Genomic DNA, 16010 nt, shown 5'->3' with positions numbered 1-16010 from the left:
GCTTGTCCTGCGAAGCTCGAAGAGCGAAGCAGGACTGCCAATCGAATTTGCAAGGGATTCTCTGGGCTTACGCTGTGCGGCACGTAGCACACCACACGGTCCGGCCCTCCTACGCCAAGGCTTCGGAGGGCATCCTCTCCGCCATCCTGCTTCGCGCTGAGGGTTGGGCTTGTCCTGCGAAGCTCGAAGAGCGAAGCAGGATGGCGGAGAGGATGGGATTCGAACCCACGAGAAGCTTTTGACCTCTACTCCCTTAGCAGGGGAGCGCCTTCGACCACTCGGCCACCTCTCCGTTGCGCCGCTGGATAGAGAAAAGCGCCGGCACAATCAACAAGCCGGCGCGATAATCGTTGAAAAATCCGCATTCGGCCGCAGCGCCGCCTTTTGCATGCGGCGATTCTGCGGCGGTTCCTGGCTGGCGAGTCGGCGACATGGCCGCAATTCTGGCCGGCCATCGCCAGATTCGGCCGCATTGCGCGGCGCTGGAAAAGGCTTGCGGGCCCTTCGATAGTTAATGAGAGCTTTCTGACTGAGGCCAAATCGTGTCATTTGTGCAACAACGCATGGGGATAGCGCCCGCATAGCCCTTTCGCCGGTACGATCGTGGTTGAACGCCGCCGCCTCATGGGTAATGTCGATTTCGAAGGAGCGGCGCGGTGCGCATCTTTTTCGGTAGTGGGGATGGGGCAGGGAACGCTGTCCTTCAGCAAAGAATACCCAGACCCGTTTTTTAACTTTTGACTGGAGGTCAGAAAATGAACATTAAGAGCCTTCTTCTCGGCTCCGCTGCGGCCTTGATCGCAGTTTCCGGTGCGCGCGCCGCCGACGCCGTCGTCGTCGCTGAGCCGGAACCGGCTGAATACGTCAAGATCTGCGACGTTTACGGCTCGGGCTATTTCTACATCCCCGGCACCGAAACCTGCCTGCGCATCGGCGGCTATATCCGTTACGACATCAGTGGTGGCGACGTCGGCTCGTTCGACGGTGCGAGGACCCGTGATGTAGAGGATGGCGGCGAGAACGACACCTGGCGCAAGAAGGCCCGCTTCGCGCTGAAGACCTGGACCGGCCAGGAAACCGAACTCGGCACCTTGAAGACCTACACCGAGACCCGTTTCAACTTCCAGAATGGCAATCGCTATGCCACCCTATATGGCAACCCTGCTGGCAACACCGGTGCTTCGCTGAACTTCGCCTGGATCCAGCTTGGTGGCCTGCGCGTCGGTAAGGACGAATCGGCCTTCAATACGTTCATCGGCTATGCCGGCAACGTCATCCAGGATACGCTCGTTCCCTATGGCGATTTCGACACCAACGTCATCCAGTACTACTTCGATGCGGGCAACGGCTTCTCGGCCGTCCTCTCGCTTGAAGAAGGCTCGGGCGGGGGCGTATTTGGGCGCTACGGCGCAGGCACCATCGACAGCTACGTTCCGCATGTTGTAGGCGGTCTGAAGTACACGCAGGGCTGGGGCGCCATCACCGGCGTCATCGCTTACGACAGCAACTATGAAGAAGTCGCCGGCAAGGTTCGTTTGGACATCACCCCGATGCAGAACCTGTCGCTGTTCATCATGGGCGGCTATGGCACCGACGACAATCTGACGGATCAGTCCTATGTCTTCAATGCTGGTGGCCGCGGCTTCTACAAGCAGTGGGATGGCAACTGGGCGGTCTGGGGTGGTGGCACCTACACCATCAACGAGAAGACCTCATTCAACGTCCAGGTCTCGTATGACGAAGGTGAGAACCTCGGCATCGCAGCGAACATCGCCTACGATGTGGTTCCCGGCTTCACTGTCACGGCCGAGGTCGACTACCTCAATGCGGGCAGTTTGGATGACGATGCCTTTGGCGCGAATCACAACTGGACCAATGCTGACGACGAGAGCCAGATTGGCGGTATGCTCCGCTTCCAGCGCTCGTTCTAAGGGCTGGCTTTAAACAAATGAATACCAGCCCGGGCGTTTCAACGCCCGGGCTGTTTTGTTTCGCGACTGGGTCAAGACAAGCAGAAGGAACAGGGGGAATCGGCAGCTGAACAGTCCGTAGGGTGAGTTCGTGGGATCCGCTGATGGGCGGATGAATTCACAACTGCGTGATTAAATCTCTTGAAAGGACGCTTCCAAGCGGGTAGGTCTGACTCTATCCACTCGGGGGTGTGGCAATTTATGACCATCGACGCGATACAAGAGGGTGACCCCTCCGAACATTTCTCAATGTTCTCTTCTCAAAATGCTAAGATAAAATACAGCTACAACAAGATCAGAGAAGTAAAGTCGCACCGGGTCGGAGAGCTTTTTTCAGCGTACCGAGACATACTCTGGGATGACGGGCGACATAAATACAATGTCAGCTCCTTCATCGGCGAAATAGACGAGATTCTCCTCGGAGAACGGTTCAGCGCCTTTGACCAGGGCACCCTTGATAATCTTATCGGCACCTTGCGCCAGCGCGGCAACAGCAACGCAACCATCAATCGAAAGATGGCTGCCCTCAGCAAACTGCTGCGCAAGGCTTACAAGATGGGGGATATCCACAGCCTGCCCGAGTTCCGCCGCCAGAAGGAGCGGGCGGGACGGATTCGTTTCCTCGAAAGGGACGAAGAAGCAAGGCTGTTTGCCGCCATCAGGACCCGCAGCGAAGATGCCTACCGTCTCTCGGTCTTTCTTGTCGACAGCGGCTGCCGCCTCGGCGAGGCGCTCGGACTGATCTGGAACGACATCCAGGAACACCGCGTCTCGTTCTGGATCACCAAATCCGGCCGCAGCCGCACCATCCCGATGACCGAGCGGGTCAAGGAGGTCATCAAACTGCCTCCGTCAGTGGGCCGCCGGCCCAAGGGCCCGTTCACCAAACTTAGCCAGGCGCAGTTTCGCGCCATCTGGAACGATGCCAAGGCCGAAGTCGGCCTCGGCGCCGACGACCAGGTGGTGCCGCATATCTTGCGTCACACCTGTGCCTCACGTCTGGTCCAGGGCGGCATCGACATCCGCCGCGTGCAGATGTGGCTCGGCCACCAGACGCTTTCGATGACCATGCGCTATGCGCATCTGGCCACCAACGATCTCGACGGCTGCGTTGTCGTGCTGGAAACGCCCCGCGGCGAGGGGTTATCCGGCGATGGAAAAAACTCCGCCTTCGCATCGCCGCTGACCACGGCCTCAGTGCCGGCACCTGCCCAAAAGAGCAAAGCGGCAGCTGCGAAGGCACCCAAGACGCCCCGGAAAAGCTCGAAAGCCAAATAGTTACCCAAGGCTTTCATATACTGCCATGGCAACCCCAGGATCATATGATCTTGGGGTTTACTTATCCTGGGCCGTATTTAGTACTCCATCCAGGAAGGCCGCGATAGCGCCCGGCAGGTTGCCTGTCTCCAGGAAGGGGGCATGGCCTTGGCCCTCGACGGTGGTCGCTTCCATGCCGGGATGACGCTTTTGCATCTCGTCGAGTGTGTCGGCCGACAAGAGTTTCGAGTTGGCGCCGCGAATGGCAAGCAAAGATATCGCCGCCAGCGCCTCGAACTGTGGCCACAGATCCGGCAACGGCTTGCTGAGGTCGAGGCCCGCCACCGTCTCGACCAGTTGGGGGTCGAAATCCGGCAACAGGAGGCCTTCGTCCGTCTCGCGGTAGAGGGCCGACACCATCCGCTCCCAATCCGCCGCGGTCAGAGCGGGAAAATCCGCTCCGTGCGCGACGCGTTGCGCATCGATCGCCTCATGGCGGCTCTTCGGTTTCGGTGCCGGGTCGAGATAGGTTTGGATATGGGCCAGCCCCGCGGCCTCGATCACGGGTCCGATGTCGTTCAGCACTATGGCTTTCAGTATGGCTGGCCGCAGCGCGCCGAGCACGTGGATGATCAGTCCGCCACGCGATGTGCCGATGAAGGCCGCTTCCTCGACGTCCAGGGCAGCCAGCCCGGCGAGGACATCGCCGGCCTCGATGGCGATAGTGTAGTGGCCGATATCAGGGTCGTAAGCGGACTGGCCGCGGCCACGGTAGTCGAAGGCGATGACCTTGCGCGGATTGTCGGCCCGCTGTGACAAATAAAGCGCCAACTCATGAAAGTCGCGCGCGTTGCGGGTCAGGCCGGGCAGGCAGACCACCGGCCAGTTTCCCGAGTTTGTCTCACCGTAGATGCGAGCGTGAAGTCTGAGGCCGTCCGGCGCTGTGTAGAAGAAATCGGAAAAGCCGTCGGTGCTCGACATATTGAAAGGACTCCCTGGCCGGATTGTCTCCGTCTGCTACAGGCGAGGGTGGGAGCGGTCAAATCGAGGGTTGTCGGCAAGCTGACACTCTTGGAAATGTCGGAGGGACAGCGCCCCCCTCTGTCCTGCCGGACATCTCCCCCACGAGGGGGGAGATTGGCGGTTCAGGCGCTACGCCCTTCCTTCGACGTTGGAGATTGGCGAAATCGGCAACGACAGCTGATCTCCCCACTCGTGGGGGAGATGGCCGGCAGGCCAGAGGGGGGCGCGAAGGATCGCCAACGTCTGCCCATGGCGACAGCTCTGCCGCCTCAACCCCGCCCGTTCACCAAATCCCCAACGATGTCGTACTTCCCCGAAATACGCATCTTGTAGACCTCGTAATTCTCCATCACGCGCTGCACGTAACTTCTTGTTTCGGTGTAGGGAATCCGCTCGATCCAGTCGACGACGGCGTCGATGCCCTTGCCGCGCGGGTCGCCGTACTTGGCTACCCATTGGCTGGCGCGGTTGGGGCCGGCATTGTAGCCGGCGAAGGTCAGCACATAGGAGCCGCCGAAGCGGTCGAGCTGCTCGCCGAGGAAGGCAGCCCCCAACGTCGCATTGTAGCCGGCATCGCTGGTCAGCCGATCCTGGGAAAAGCTCAGTCCTGCCTTCTTCGCCAATTGCTTGGCGGTGCCCGGCATCAGCTGCAGCAGGCCGCGCGCGCCGGCGCTGGAGACGGCGCCGACATTGAATTCGCTTTCCTGGCGGGCGATCGCGTAGGCCAGCGCCTTGCCCGAGCCGGAAATGTCGGCGGTGTCGGGAATGACGCCCAGCGGATGCGACAGCGCGCCGACATCGATGCCGCGCGCGCCGGCGATCTTGCCGATCTTCAGCGCCATGAAATGATTGCCCTGCTTTTCCGCCAGCAAGGCAAGCAGCGCCAGCTCGCCGGGGCTGGTCAACTGCCCGGCGAGGTCGCGGTAAAGCGTCTCGGCATAGCGGTCGTAGCCCGCCTCCTGCAGCCGCTTGATGGCGCTGACGGCTTCGCGGCCGTCAAAGCTTTGGCGGTCGACAGTGCTTGGCTCGGGATAGGCGATGTTCAGCGTGCGCAAGCCAACCCGTTCCGCCGCCAACTGCCCGTAGAAAGTGGTGCCATAGGCTGCCGCCTTGGTGAAATAATCCTTCGCATTGCCGGGACCGCCGACTTCCGCCGCGCGGCCAAGCCAGTAATAGGCGCGTGACAGCGACATCGGTCCCTGCGCGAGATCGGCGATGCGGGCAAAATGGGTCGAGGCCGTCGCAGGATCGTTGAGGCCGCGCAGCGCATACCAGCCGGCGTGGAATTCAGCCTCGGCGGCGCTGGCGGGACTTTCGGCGGCGTGCGCGGCAACGATCTTGTAGGCGGTCTTCCAGTCGCTCTGATCGACCAGCGCGCGCGACAGCACGCGGCGTTCTACCCACCAGGCATCGGGATCGACCAACGCGTCGCGGTTCGTTGGCGCTTTCATCATCACCGCGGCGGCGTCCGCAAACTTCCGCTGCTTGCGCAGATATTCGGCTTGCGCGAAGAAATAGCCGGCCGATTGCTGTGCGGCAGGCACTGCTTTCAACAGCTTGGCCGCGTTCTTGTCGCCACGCGAGGCGGCGGCCCAGGCATCGGCCAGCGGTTGCGCGCCGGCAAGTGCTGCGACCCGCAGTGCCGAATTCTCCCGGTCGGCATAAAACATCCGTTCCATGCGGAAACGATGGTCGGCAGCCGGAATGATGGCGCCAAACTCCTTGCTGACGGCCGCCTCGTCCCTGGCTTCCAGCTTCTCGGTGCGCCAGAATGGCGACAGCACGGAAAGCGCAGCCTTGGTGTTGCCAAGAGCTACATAAGAACGGGCAAGGATGACCACGCCTTGAAAGGTCAGCGGCTGGCTGCCGTCAAAGGCTTTCACCACGGTCTGCGGCGAGGGGTTTTCGCGATAAAGCGCGCGCTCGCTGTTCTTGCGCAGAGCGATGGTGCCCGGCCAATTCGGCAACATCTTTGCGGTATCGGCAATCTCGCTGCTCGGCACACGGTCGCCGCCATAGAGCGCGATCGCCCAGGCCAGGATATGGCGGTCCAGCGAACTGGCCGGCAATGTTTCGCGCACCGCTCGTGCCGCGGCGATATCGCCGGTCGCCAACGCGTCGAGACCGCTTTTCAGCACGGCGATATTGGCGGAGGGCGCATCGGTCTGCGCTCCATCTTGCATGTCAGGCATCGGGATCGATGAGGTCGTCTGCTCGTCGACGCTCTCGTTTGCCGCCGTCCCCACTATCAGCAGGGCAACGGCGCCAAGCAATATGAAGCGGAGTGGCCGACTGGCCGGCATGATCCTGCTTTCCCTGTTGCGGCACTTTAGGTGGCAAGCCCAGGTGCCCGAGAGCCTAGACTTAGGTCGTGAAGAGCTCGTAAACAAAGGGTTATCGAGGCCGTTCGAATTGCGCTTGCTGGCACCATCGGCATGCTTGCCGCGCAACAGTGTCGAGACTATGGTGCGCGGCTTCGCTTTCGGCTAGAAGGCGCCCGATGCATGTCGCCCAAAAGCGGGAACCGGTTTTGGGACGATGATACGCATAAACAAACAAGTTCCAAGGAGTTGGACGACATGCTGAGAGGCTCGCTTACTGCGCTCGTGACACCGTTCGAAAAGAGCGGGCGTTTCGACGAGAAAGCCTTTCGCGCCTTCGTCGAATGGCAACTTGGCGAGGGCACGACGGGCCTCGTCCCGGTCGGCACCACCGGCGAGTCGCCGACGCTGTCGCATGACGAGCATCGCCATGTCGTCAAGGTCTGCATCGAGGTGGCCAAGGGGCGCGCTCCGGTCGTCGCCGGCGCCGGCTCCAACAACACCGCGGAAGCGGTCGGTCTGGTGCAATATGCCGAGCAGGCGGGCGCCGACGCCGCTCTGGTGGTCACGCCTTATTACAACAAGCCAACACAGCGCGGCTTGTACGAGCATTTCGCCGCTGTCGCCAGGGCGACCAAGCTGCCGATCATCATCTACAACATCCCGCCGCGCTCGGTGATCGACATGATGCCGGAGACGATGGGCAGGCTGGCGCACGACTTCCAGAACATCGTCGGCGTCAAGGATGCCACCGGCAAGGTCGAGCGCGTGTCCGAACAGCGCGCCACCTGCGGCAAGGATTTCATCCAGCTTTCAGGGGAGGATGCCTCGGCGCTCGGCTTCAACGCCCATGGCGGCGTCGGCTGCATCTCGGTGACGTCGAATGTCGCGCCGCGGCTGTGCGCCGAATTCCAGGAAGCCACACTGTCCGGTGACAGCGCCAAGGCGCTGGAATTGCAGGACCGTCTGTTGCCGCTGCACAAGGCGATCTTCCTTGAGCCCGGCCTGTGCGGCGTCAAATACGCGCTGTCGAAGATTGGCAAGGTCGAGAACGTGGTGCGCTCGCCGCTGGTGACCATCGAGGCGTCGACCGCCGAGAAGATCGATGCGGCGATGAAGCACGCCGGCTTGATAAACTAGGGATGAGGCGCCACCTCTCCACATCATGAACCAGGTCAGAAAAGCCGATCCAAACAACAAAACCGTTGCGGAAAACCGCAAGGCGCGGTTTTCCTATGAGGTGCTCGACACGGTCGAGGCCGGCCTGGTGCTGACCGGCACCGAGGTCAAGTCGCTGCGCCAGGGCCAGGCCAACATCCAGGACAGCTACGCCTCGGTCGAGGGTGGCGAGATCTGGCTGATCAATTCCTATCTGCCGGAATACCTGCAGGCCAACCGCTTCAACCACGAGCCCAGGCGGCGTCGCAAGCTTCTGCTCAACAAGCGCGAGATGGCAAAACTGGCGCAGAGCATCGACCGCGAAGGCATGACGCTGGTGCCGCTGAAAATCTACTTCAACGACCAGGGCCGTGCCAAGCTGCTGCTCGCCGTCGGCCGCGGCAAGAAACTGCACGACAAGCGCGAGAGCGAAAAGCAGCGCGACTGGTCGCGCGAAAAGGGCCGGCTCATGAAGGAACGCGGCTAGAACCTCGGGCAGTCCCAGAAAAGCCAGACGTCGGCTTTCAGGTTTCGAACAGCTGCAGCAGCAAAACACGATGGGGGAAGGCTTGAAGAACCGGATCATCCTCTGGGGTGCGGCCAGTCTGGTCTTTGCGGGTCTTGTCGGGGCAGGCGGCTTCTTCTATTTCCGGGCCTTCTCGCCGGATCGTGACAGCTATCCGGTCAGGGGTATCGACGTTTCCCATCATCAGGGTGAGATCGACTGGCGGCGCGTTGCCGCCGACGATGTCGCCTTCGCGGTCATCAAGGCGACCGAGGGCGGCGACCATGTCGACGATGCCTTCGCCAAGAATCTGCGCGAGGCGCGCGCGGCGGGCCTCGCCGTCGGCGCCTATCACTTCTTCACCTTCTGCCGGCCGGGCGCCGACCAGGCGAAAAATTTCATCGCGGTGGTGCCGCACGACCAGCCGCTGCTGCCACCGGTCGTCGACATCGAATTCGGCGGCAACTGCCCGCAACGCCCGTCGCCGGAGCAGCTGAGCGCGGAACTCCAGGCCTTCCTCGGACCGGTTGAAGCTGCGTTCGGCAAGCCGGCGATCATCTACCTGACCGACGAGGCCGAGGACGCCTATGCCGGGAAAATCGACGTTCGCCCGCTCTGGCGTCGCTCGTTGCTCCTGGAGCCAGGTCGCAACGACTGGATCTACTGGCAGTACCACAATATGGGCCGCGTCGACGGCATCACCGGCGATGTCGATCTGAATGTGCTGAGGGGCGGGCAGGAGAAGCTGGCTGAGTTGTTTGCCGCGCCTTGACCTGGCGTGCTCGACCGGCGCGAGATTGGAACCAAACATCGCGGCGCTGATCGGCCCTACCCAGCGTTCCGGCCAGTCTGCGCGCTAACGAAGGTCGGTTTCAGACCGAGCGCTTCCAGGACTTTCATGATTGTCGCAATTCCGGGTTCCCGTCGCCGCTCAAGGCTTTGGAGAGCGCCTGTCTCGTCATGCCCGCCTTTCGGCAAGCTTCGTCATCCGCGCCCGGGCAAGCCAAGGGCAAGATCGTGCTGGATGGTTTTGAAGGACGCTACTTCCGCAAGAAGGCGGCGATGTCGCTGAATACCTTGACGAACATCGCTTCGGTCAGCACCCCAGTGTTGGTGTTGTAGCGCGAGCAGTGATAGCTGGAAAACAGCGTGACGCCGCCGGCCGGCAACTGACCGCCGTGCTTGAACGGATAGGCAGCGACGCGCTGACCGAGCGCCCTGACGGTCGACTGGTGGGCGATCGAGCCCAGCGCCAGCACGGCGCGCAATTTCGGAAAGCGCGCGATCGTCGGCACCAGAAAGCTGCGGCAAGTGGCGATCTCGGCGCCGACCGGCTTGTTCTCCGGCGGCACGCAGCGCACCGCATTGGTGATCGCGGTGCCGATCAGTTCGAGCCCGTCATCCGGCCGCGCCTTGAACTCGCCGCGGGCAAGACCGTGAGCGATCATCGTTGAGTAGAGCAGGTCGCCGGCATAGTCGCCGGTGAACGGTCGCCCGGTGCGGTTGGCGCCGCGCAGGCCGGGCGCCAGCCCGACGATCAGCAGCTCGACGGCGTCCTCGCCATCAGGCGGCAGGAAAGTCGGCACCGGCGCATTAAACCACGACGGCTCGCGCTGCCGCCAGTCTGCGATGAAATCATGCAGGCGCGGGCAGAGGGGGCAGTCGCGGTCGGGTTCGGGAGCGGCGTCCAAGGCCGCCGCCGTCAATAGTCTTCCTCTTCGACTTCGGCCGGCTCGGGCCTGCGCACCGGCCGTTCGGAGGGATCGCGGCCGACCTCGTTCTTCAGCGAGGTCAAATCGATGAAATGGTCGGCCTGGCGGCGCAGATCGTCCGAGATCATCGGTGGTTGCGAGGCCATGGTGGAGACGATCGAGACCTTGCGGCCGCGCCGCTGCAGCGCTTCGACCAGTGTGCGGAAGTCGCCGTCGCCGGAGAAGATGACATAGTGGTCGACAACATCGGCAAGTTCGAGCGCATCGACGGTCAGTTCGATGTCCATATTGCCCTTGATCTTGCGGCGGCCGGTCGAGTCGGTGAACTCCTTGGCCGGCTTGGTCACCACCTTGAAGCCATTATAGTCGAGCCAGTCGATCAGGGGACGGATCGAAGAGTATTCCTGATCCTCGACCAGAGCGGTGTAGTAATAGGCCCGCAGCAAATAGCCGCGCTTCTGGAAGCTGGATAGCAGTTTGCGGTAGTCTATGTCGAAGCCGAGTGCGCGCGAGGTGGCGTAGAGATTGGCGCCGTCTATGAAAAGAGCGATTTTTTCACGGGGGTCGAACATGGCAATATTCCTTTTTCGAAATAGGTGGCGGACTAATCGAAATGGGTCGTTTATATCGCTCGGCTCGCAAATAAACCGGCTGACCTTTCGTCAACCGAGATAGCGCCAGTTTTACGGCAATCCAAGGGTGCCGGGGCGCACTGCAAGCAATTGTGATCGGAGCCGTGTCGTCGCCCGGTAGGCGGGCTTCGCCGGCAAGGCATTCAGCGGCGCCAGAAGCTGGCATTCGCCAGCCCATGGGGCCACAGAGCCATAATGCTTGTATTTTGGCGGCGTTCGGGTTATGGACCGCGCCTGTTTTCCATCAAATCCAGGCATGAAAGGGGCAATCAATGGCCCGCGTAACCGTTGAAGACTGCATCGACAAGGTCGACAACCGCTTCGAGCTCGTGCTGCTTGCCGGCCATCGCGCCCGCCAGATCAGCCAGGGCGCGCCGATCACCGTGCCGCGCGACAACGACAAGAACCCGGTCGTGGCGCTGCGCGAGATCGCCGACGAGACGCTGTCGCCCGACGACCTCAAGGAAGATCTGATCCACTCGCTGCAGAAGCATGTCGAAGTTGACGAGCCCGAGGCCGACGGCGAGGCGATCGCCGACCAGACCGGCAACGCAGTTGCAGCTACCGACGCCGACGACGCGGAAGAAAACGTCACCTTCGATCGCATGACCGAGGAAGACCTTTTGGCCGGCATCGAGGGCCTGGTTCCCCCGGAAAAGAGCGACGACTACTAATCGCTGCCCTGGACCTGCCGGGAATATCGTTCCGGCACTTCCGTCCCGTGTGTTTCGTGGCTATCTATGAGATGCGCCGTACATCAGTGCGGCGCATCAATCATTTCAGCACCGTGAGAACCCGCCCATGATGCGTCAGTATGAGCTTGTCGAGCGCGTTGCGCGCTACAAGCCTGACGTCAATGAGGCGCTGCTCAACAAGGCCTATGTCTACGCCATGCAGAAGCATGGCCACCAGAAGCGCGCTTCCGGCGATCCCTATTTCTCGCATCCGCTCGAAGTCGCCGCCATCCTCACCGAAATGCACATGGATGAGGCGACGATCGCTGTCGCCTTGCTGCACGACACGATCGAGGACACCACCGCGACGAGGGCCGAGATTGACGATCTGTTCGGCCCCGAAATGGGCAAGCTGGTCGAAGGCCTAACCAAGCTGAAGAAGCTCGATCTCGTCTCCAAGAAGGCCGAGCAGGCAGAAAACCTGCGCAAGCTGTTGCTGGCCATCTCGGAGGATGTCCGCGTTCTGCTGGTCAAGCTCGCCGACCGTTTGCACAACATGCGCACCCTCGACCACATGCCCGAGGCCAAGCGCCTGCGCATCGCCGAGGAGACGATGGACATCTACGCGCCGCTGGCCGGGCGCATGGGCATGCAAGGCATGCGTGAGGAGCTGGAAGAGATCGCCTTCCGCTTCATCAATCCGGAAGCCTACCGCGCCGTCACCGCGCGGCTTGCCGAGATATTCGAGCGCAACAAGGGTGTGCTGACCGACATCGAAAAGGCGCTGTCGGCGCTGTTCGAGAAGCATGCCATCAATGCCGGGGTGAAGAGCCGGCAGAAGAAGCCGTGGTCGGTGTTCCGCAAGATGGAGGCCAAGGCGCTGTCCTTCGAGCAGCTCTCGGACATCTTCGGCTTCCGCGTCGTCGTCGACAGCGTCGAAGACTGTTACCGCGCGCTCGGCGCCATTCACACCACATGGTCGATGGTACCTGGCCGCTTCAAGGATTACATCTCGACGCCCAAGCAGAACGACTACCGTTCGATCCACACCACCATTGTCGGCCCATCGCGCCAGCGCGTCGAACTGCAGATCCGCACCCGCGAGATGAACAAGATCGCCGAATATGGCGTCGCCGCCCATTCGATCTACAAGGACACCGGCGGCAAGACGAACGGTGCCGCCCATGCGATCTCGAAGGAGACCAACGCCTATGCCTGGCTGCGGCGCACCATCGAGCAACTGGCAGAAGGCGACAACCCGGAAGACTTCCTCGAAAATACCAAGCTGGAGCTGTTCCAGGACCAGGTATTCTGCTTCACGCCGAAAGGCATGCTGATTGCGCTGCCGCGCGGCGCCACGCCCATCGACTTCGCCTATGCCGTGCACACCGATGTCGGCGACACCTGCGTCGGTGCCAAGGTCAACGGCCGCATCATGCCGCTAATGACGGAACTGAAGAACGGCGACGAGGTCGAGATCATCCGCTCCAAGGCGCAAGTGCCGCCGGCGGCGTGGGAGTCGGTGGTGGTCACCGGCAAGGCGCGTTCAGCCATCCGCCGCGCCACCAAGAACGCCATTCGCAAGCAATATTCAGGTCTTGGTGCCCGCATTCTCGAGCGCGCCTTCGAACGCGCCGGCAAGACCTTCACCAAGGAAAGCCTGAAGCCGGTGCTGCACCGGCTGGCGCGCAAGGACATCGAGGATGTGCTGGCCTCGGTCGGGCGCGGCGAACTTGCCTCGACCGACGTCATGAAGGCCGTCTTCCCAGACTACAAGGACGAGCGCGTCACCGTCAGCGCCCCCAAGCAGCGCGAGGAGGGCTGGTCGAAGATCCGCAACGCCGCCGGCATGCTGTTCCAGATGCCCGGCACACGAGCCGCGCGCAAGGACAAGGACCAGCCGCGCGATGGCGCGGTGCCGATCCGCGGCGTGCGCGGCGACCTGCCGGTGCGTTTCGCGCCGGAAGGGGCCGTGCCTGGCGACCGCATCGTCGGCATCGTCCAGCCGGGCACCGGCATCACCATCTATCCCATCCAGTCGCCGGCGCTGCAGGCCTTCGACGACCAGCCGGAGCGCTGGATCGACGTGCGCTGGGACATTGACGAGCAGACCAAGGAGCGCTTTCCGGCGCGCGTCTCGGTCACCGCCATCAACGCGCCGGGCTCGCTCGCCGACATCGCCCAGGTCGTTGCCTCCAACGACGCCAACATTCATACGCTGTCGATGGTGCGCACCGCGCCCGACTTCACCGAAATGCTGATCGATCTCGAAGTCTGGGATCTGAAGCACCTCAACCGGCTGCTGTCGCAGCTCAAGGATAATTCGAGCGTCAGCGATGCGCGGCGTGTGAATGGGTGAATAGTGAATAGTGAATAGTGAATAGTGAAAGAAGGCGTTCTCACTACCATTCACCATTCACCATGGACATGGGGCGAGTTATGAATACCGATGAAGTTCTGGGCATTTTCCGCGAGGCAGGCGCTGTTCTGGAGGGACATTTCATCCTGACGTCGGGTCTGCGCAGCCCGGTCTTCCTGCAGAAGGCGCGCGTCTTCATGCATGCCGACAAGACCGAGCGGCTTTGCAAGGCGCTGGCCGAAAAGATCCGCAAGGCGGTGCCGGGCAAGATCGACTACGTCGTCGGCCCGGCGATCGGCGGCCTGATCCCGGCCTATGAGACGTCGCGCCATCTCGGTGTGCCAGCAATCTGGGTGGAGCGCGAAGGCGGCGAGTTCAGGCTGCGCCGCTTCGAGATCGCGCCGGGATCGCGCGTCGTCATCGTGGAGGACATCGTCACCACTGGTCTCTCGATCCGCGAAACCATCGACTGCCTGCGCGCGATTGGCGCCGAGGTGGTGGCGGCGGCCTGCATCATCGACCGCTCGGCCGGCAAGACCAATGTCGGCGTGCCGCTGATCGCGCTTGCCGAATACGAGGTCCCGGCCTATCCCGCCGACCGCCTGCCGCCGGAACTTGCCGCCATTCCCGCCGTTAAGCCAGGAAGCCGCAACATCTAGGGGACATCACCATGATCGCCGGCATCGATCATTTCGTGCTGACGGTCCGCTCTGTGGAGGACAGCTGCGCCTTCTACCAGCGGGTGCTTGGCCTCAAGCGCCTCGACGAGCCGAACCGGCCGACGGCGTTGCTGTTCGGATCGCAGAAGATCAATCTGCATCAGGTGGGCCGCACCTTTGAGCCCAAGGCCAAGGTGCCGATGCCTGGGTCCGGCGATTTCTGCCTGGTCGCCGCAAGGCCGCTTGCCGAGATTTGCGCCCGTCTGGAAGCCAATGGCGTTGCCATCGAAGTCGGTCCGGTCGAGCGCACCGGCGCCCGCGGTAAGATGATGTCGGTCTATTTCCGCGATCCGGACAGCAATTTGGTCGAAGTCAGCGAATATCGGGAATAATCTATCCGCCTCGGCGTCGTCTCGCGCGGGCCTTGCCGTCGTCGGGGAGCTTTCATCGATATTGTCCTCAGTTTCGCCCCAATGGCGCTCTTGTTACCCGCCTGCGGCAGACCATCGCGGCGGCGTTTCATTGTTCCGCCGCAAGGCAGTCGCTATATCAAAGTCGTTGTTGCCTTTCTGCGCCCTCGAAGCGCAAGATGGAGCGACCGCGCCCGGCCAGGGATGGTTGCAATTTGGGCGTGATGAACCGGGAACTGGAACAGAGTGCTTTTTCGACGCCGAAAGCCTGATGGCATTCTGGAGCGGGTGCGTACCTATCTGTGGCCGCGCCGCTCGTTTTCGCGCTCGTTGCAATATTTCTCCAAGCGCATCCTGCGGCTGAAGGCGACACCGCATGCAGTCGCGGCCGGCGTCGCGGCCGGCGTTTTCGCCTCCTTCTTTCCGCTCGGCTTCCATTTTGCCGTCGCCGCCGTGCTCTGCTGGGTGGTCGCCGGCAATCTGGTGGCCGCCGCCCTCGGCGCGGTATTCTTCGGCAATCCGCTGACTTTCCCGCTGCTGTGGGGAGCGTCCTGGGAAGTCGGCAAGCTGATCCTGCATGAACGCCTGCCCAAGAACGGACCGCCTGCGCATCTTGGTGAGATGATGCACACGCTGTCGTTTGCAAAACTGTGGCATCCGGTGCTCGAGCCGATGCTGATCGGCGCTGTGCCGCTCGGCCTGATCTTCGGGCTGATCTTCTACGGTATCACCCGCTGGGGGATGACAGCCTTTCGCGAGCAGCGCAGGAAGCGCATGGCAGAGCGGGCGCATAAGGCCGGGCACCGCGGACGGGAAGTTCCGGCGGAATGATCATCGGCATCGGCAGCGACCTGATCGACATCAGACGCATCGAAAAGTCGCTGGAACGGCATGGTCAGCGCTTCATCCAGCGCATCTACACCGAGGTCGAACAGGTCCGCTCGGAAGGCCGCAAGGGCCGCGCCGCCTCCTATGCCAAGCGGTTCGCCGCCAAGGAGGCCTGCGCCAAGGCGCTTGGCACCGGGCTGGCGCAGGGCGTGTTCTGGCGCGACATGGGGGTCGCCAACCTGCCCAGCGGCGCGCCGACCATGGCGCTGACCGGGGGAGCGGCGGCACGGCTGGCCAAAATCCTGCCACACGGGCACAGAGCGGCGATCCACCTCACAATCACCGATGATTTCCCGCTTGCTCAAGCCTTTGTGATCATCGAGGCGTTGCCCGCCGAACAAGCGCCACATTGATTGCATCAGACGACCGCTATCTAACGCCGACTTGACGTTGCCCAGCGCGCGCCGAGACTCTATACCATCCAACGCACAATCGAGGACGA

Annotated in this window: 16 protein-coding genes and 1 tRNA gene; 11 read left to right on the top strand and 6 right to left on the bottom strand. The window is 62.2% G+C overall.

Features of this window, described 5'->3' with window-relative positions:
• Window positions 1-201 precede the first annotated feature (201 nt).
• Together ACYG9Y_RS17535 and ACYG9Y_RS17530 are read right to left on the bottom strand one after the other, a co-directional pair.
• A tRNA-Ser gene (locus tag ACYG9Y_RS17535) sits at window positions 202-292 on the bottom strand.
• Window positions 254-433 carry a hypothetical protein gene (locus ACYG9Y_RS17530; protein ID WP_084014292.1) on the bottom strand — a complete coding sequence of 60 codons (180 nt, stop codon included), beginning with the start codon at window positions 431-433 and terminating at the stop codon, window positions 254-256. The genes ACYG9Y_RS17535 and ACYG9Y_RS17530 overlap by 39 nt, the downstream gene beginning before the upstream one ends.
• A gap of 322 nt (window positions 434-755) precedes the next feature.
• Here ACYG9Y_RS17530 and ACYG9Y_RS17525 point away from each other — a divergent pair, with 322 nt between their 5' ends.
• Window positions 756-1931 (top strand): porin, encoded by a 1176-nt coding sequence (locus ACYG9Y_RS17525; RefSeq protein ID WP_023738562.1) that lies wholly within the window; start codon window positions 756-758, stop codon window positions 1929-1931.
• Window positions 1932-2171: 240 nt separating this feature from the next.
• Complete coding sequence (locus ACYG9Y_RS17520; protein ID WP_023732003.1) at window positions 2172-3248, top strand: tyrosine-type recombinase/integrase; 1077 nt, start codon at window positions 2172-2174, stop codon at window positions 3246-3248.
• 57 nt (window positions 3249-3305) lie between these two features.
• Here ACYG9Y_RS17520 and ACYG9Y_RS17515 read toward each other — a convergent pair whose 3' ends face one another.
• Together ACYG9Y_RS17515 and ACYG9Y_RS17510 are read right to left on the bottom strand one after the other, a co-directional pair.
• Window positions 3306-4208 (bottom strand): alpha/beta fold hydrolase, encoded by a 903-nt coding sequence (locus tag ACYG9Y_RS17515; RefSeq protein ID WP_023732002.1) that lies wholly within the window; start codon window positions 4206-4208, stop codon window positions 3306-3308.
• Window positions 4209-4519: 311 nt separating this feature from the next.
• Window positions 4520-6553, bottom strand: coding sequence for a lytic transglycosylase domain-containing protein (locus ACYG9Y_RS17510; RefSeq protein ID WP_023732001.1), 2034 nt, complete (start codon window positions 6551-6553; stop codon window positions 4520-4522).
• Between the two features lie 276 nt (window positions 6554-6829).
• On the opposite strand from ACYG9Y_RS17510, the gene dapA reads away from it, so the two are divergent.
• The 3 genes from dapA to ACYG9Y_RS17495 all read left to right on the top strand — a co-directional run bounded on the left by dapA (window position 6830) and on the right by ACYG9Y_RS17495 (window position 9006).
• Complete coding sequence (dapA, locus tag ACYG9Y_RS17505; protein ID WP_023732000.1) at window positions 6830-7711, top strand: 4-hydroxy-tetrahydrodipicolinate synthase; 882 nt, start codon at window positions 6830-6832, stop codon at window positions 7709-7711.
• Between the two features lie 25 nt (window positions 7712-7736).
• Window positions 7737-8216: an SsrA-binding protein SmpB gene (gene smpB, locus ACYG9Y_RS17500; protein WP_023687280.1), complete on the top strand. Its 480-nt coding sequence runs from the start codon at window positions 7737-7739 to the stop codon at window positions 8214-8216.
• Window positions 8217-8286: 70 nt separating this feature from the next.
• Entirely contained in the window at window positions 8287-9006 is a 720-nt protein-coding gene (locus ACYG9Y_RS17495) for a glycoside hydrolase family 25 protein (protein WP_031246407.1), read from the top strand.
• Between the two features lie 268 nt (window positions 9007-9274).
• Here ACYG9Y_RS17495 and ACYG9Y_RS17490 read toward each other — a convergent pair whose 3' ends face one another.
• Together ACYG9Y_RS17490 and ACYG9Y_RS17485 are read right to left on the bottom strand one after the other, a co-directional pair.
• Entirely contained in the window at window positions 9275-9940 is a 666-nt protein-coding gene (locus ACYG9Y_RS17490) for a uracil-DNA glycosylase (protein ID WP_023738564.1), read from the bottom strand.
• A complete protein-coding gene (locus tag ACYG9Y_RS17485; protein WP_023670234.1) occupies window positions 9937-10518 on the bottom strand; it encodes a LabA-like NYN domain-containing protein in 582 nt (193 codons plus the stop codon). The genes ACYG9Y_RS17490 and ACYG9Y_RS17485 overlap by 4 nt, the downstream gene beginning before the upstream one ends.
• A 332-nt stretch (window positions 10519-10850) precedes the next feature.
• Between ACYG9Y_RS17485 and rpoZ the strand changes: the two genes are divergently transcribed.
• The 6 genes from rpoZ (at window position 10851) to acpS (ending at window position 15921) form a co-directional block, all read left to right on the top strand.
• A complete protein-coding gene (rpoZ, locus tag ACYG9Y_RS17480; RefSeq protein ID WP_023670235.1) occupies window positions 10851-11252 on the top strand; it encodes a DNA-directed RNA polymerase subunit omega in 402 nt (133 codons plus the stop codon).
• A 127-nt stretch (window positions 11253-11379) separates the two neighbouring features.
• Window positions 11380-13611 carry a RelA/SpoT family protein gene (locus ACYG9Y_RS17475; protein ID WP_023670236.1) on the top strand — a complete coding sequence of 744 codons (2232 nt, stop codon included), beginning with the start codon at window positions 11380-11382 and terminating at the stop codon, window positions 13609-13611.
• Between the two features lie 80 nt (window positions 13612-13691).
• Window positions 13692-14270: an orotate phosphoribosyltransferase gene (gene pyrE / locus ACYG9Y_RS17470; RefSeq protein WP_023687283.1), complete on the top strand. Its 579-nt coding sequence runs from the start codon at window positions 13692-13694 to the stop codon at window positions 14268-14270.
• Between the two features lie 11 nt (window positions 14271-14281).
• Entirely contained in the window at window positions 14282-14662 is a 381-nt protein-coding gene (locus ACYG9Y_RS17465; protein ID WP_023692854.1) for a VOC family protein, read from the top strand.
• 264 nt (window positions 14663-14926) lie between these two features.
• On the top strand, window positions 14927-15511 hold the full coding sequence (locus ACYG9Y_RS17460) for a DUF2062 domain-containing protein (RefSeq protein ID WP_023670239.1): 585 nt from the start codon (window positions 14927-14929) through the stop codon (window positions 15509-15511).
• The gene (gene acpS / locus ACYG9Y_RS17455; RefSeq protein ID WP_023738565.1) at window positions 15508-15921 is read left to right on the top strand and encodes a holo-ACP synthase; all 414 of its coding nucleotides are present in this window, start codon (window positions 15508-15510) and stop codon (window positions 15919-15921) included. Before ACYG9Y_RS17460 ends, acpS begins: the two co-directional genes overlap by 4 nt.
• Window positions 15922-16010 lie beyond the last annotated feature (89 nt).

The sequence above is a fragment of the Mesorhizobium sp. W050 genome (assembly GCF_054719535.1).
The sequence above is the reverse complement of the archived record's forward strand: the minus strand, read 5'-3'. Positions and strand labels throughout refer to the sequence as shown.

Excerpts from the sequence above, each read along its gene's own strand:
- ACYG9Y_RS17485 (WP_023670234.1), bottom strand. The coding sequence starts at position 10,518 with ATGTTCGACCCCCGTGAAAAAATCGCTCTTTTCATAGACGGCGCCAAT.
- rpoZ (WP_023670235.1), top strand. The coding sequence starts at position 10,851 with ATGGCCCGCGTAACCGTTGAAGACTGCATCGACAAGGTCGACAACCGC.
- ACYG9Y_RS17510 (WP_023732001.1), bottom strand. The coding sequence starts at position 6,553 with ATGCCGGCCAGTCGGCCACTCCGCTTCATATTGCTTGGCGCCGTTGCC.
- acpS (WP_023738565.1), top strand. The coding sequence starts at position 15,508 with ATGATCATCGGCATCGGCAGCGACCTGATCGACATCAGACGCATCGAA.
- ACYG9Y_RS17520 (WP_023732003.1), top strand. The coding sequence starts at position 2,172 with ATGACCATCGACGCGATACAAGAGGGTGACCCCTCCGAACATTTCTCA.
- ACYG9Y_RS17475 (WP_023670236.1), top strand. The coding sequence starts at position 11,380 with ATGATGCGTCAGTATGAGCTTGTCGAGCGCGTTGCGCGCTACAAGCCT.
- dapA (WP_023732000.1), top strand. The coding sequence starts at position 6,830 with ATGCTGAGAGGCTCGCTTACTGCGCTCGTGACACCGTTCGAAAAGAGC.
- pyrE (WP_023687283.1), top strand. The coding sequence starts at position 13,692 with ATGAATACCGATGAAGTTCTGGGCATTTTCCGCGAGGCAGGCGCTGTT.
- ACYG9Y_RS17515 (WP_023732002.1), bottom strand. The coding sequence starts at position 4,208 with ATGTCGAGCACCGACGGCTTTTCCGATTTCTTCTACACAGCGCCGGAC.
- ACYG9Y_RS17530 (WP_084014292.1), bottom strand. The coding sequence starts at position 433 with ATGTCGCCGACTCGCCAGCCAGGAACCGCCGCAGAATCGCCGCATGCA.
- smpB (WP_023687280.1), top strand. The coding sequence starts at position 7,737 with ATGAACCAGGTCAGAAAAGCCGATCCAAACAACAAAACCGTTGCGGAA.
- ACYG9Y_RS17495 (WP_031246407.1), top strand. The coding sequence starts at position 8,287 with ATGGGGGAAGGCTTGAAGAACCGGATCATCCTCTGGGGTGCGGCCAGT.
- ACYG9Y_RS17465 (WP_023692854.1), top strand. The coding sequence starts at position 14,282 with ATGATCGCCGGCATCGATCATTTCGTGCTGACGGTCCGCTCTGTGGAG.
- ACYG9Y_RS17525 (WP_023738562.1), top strand. The coding sequence starts at position 756 with ATGAACATTAAGAGCCTTCTTCTCGGCTCCGCTGCGGCCTTGATCGCA.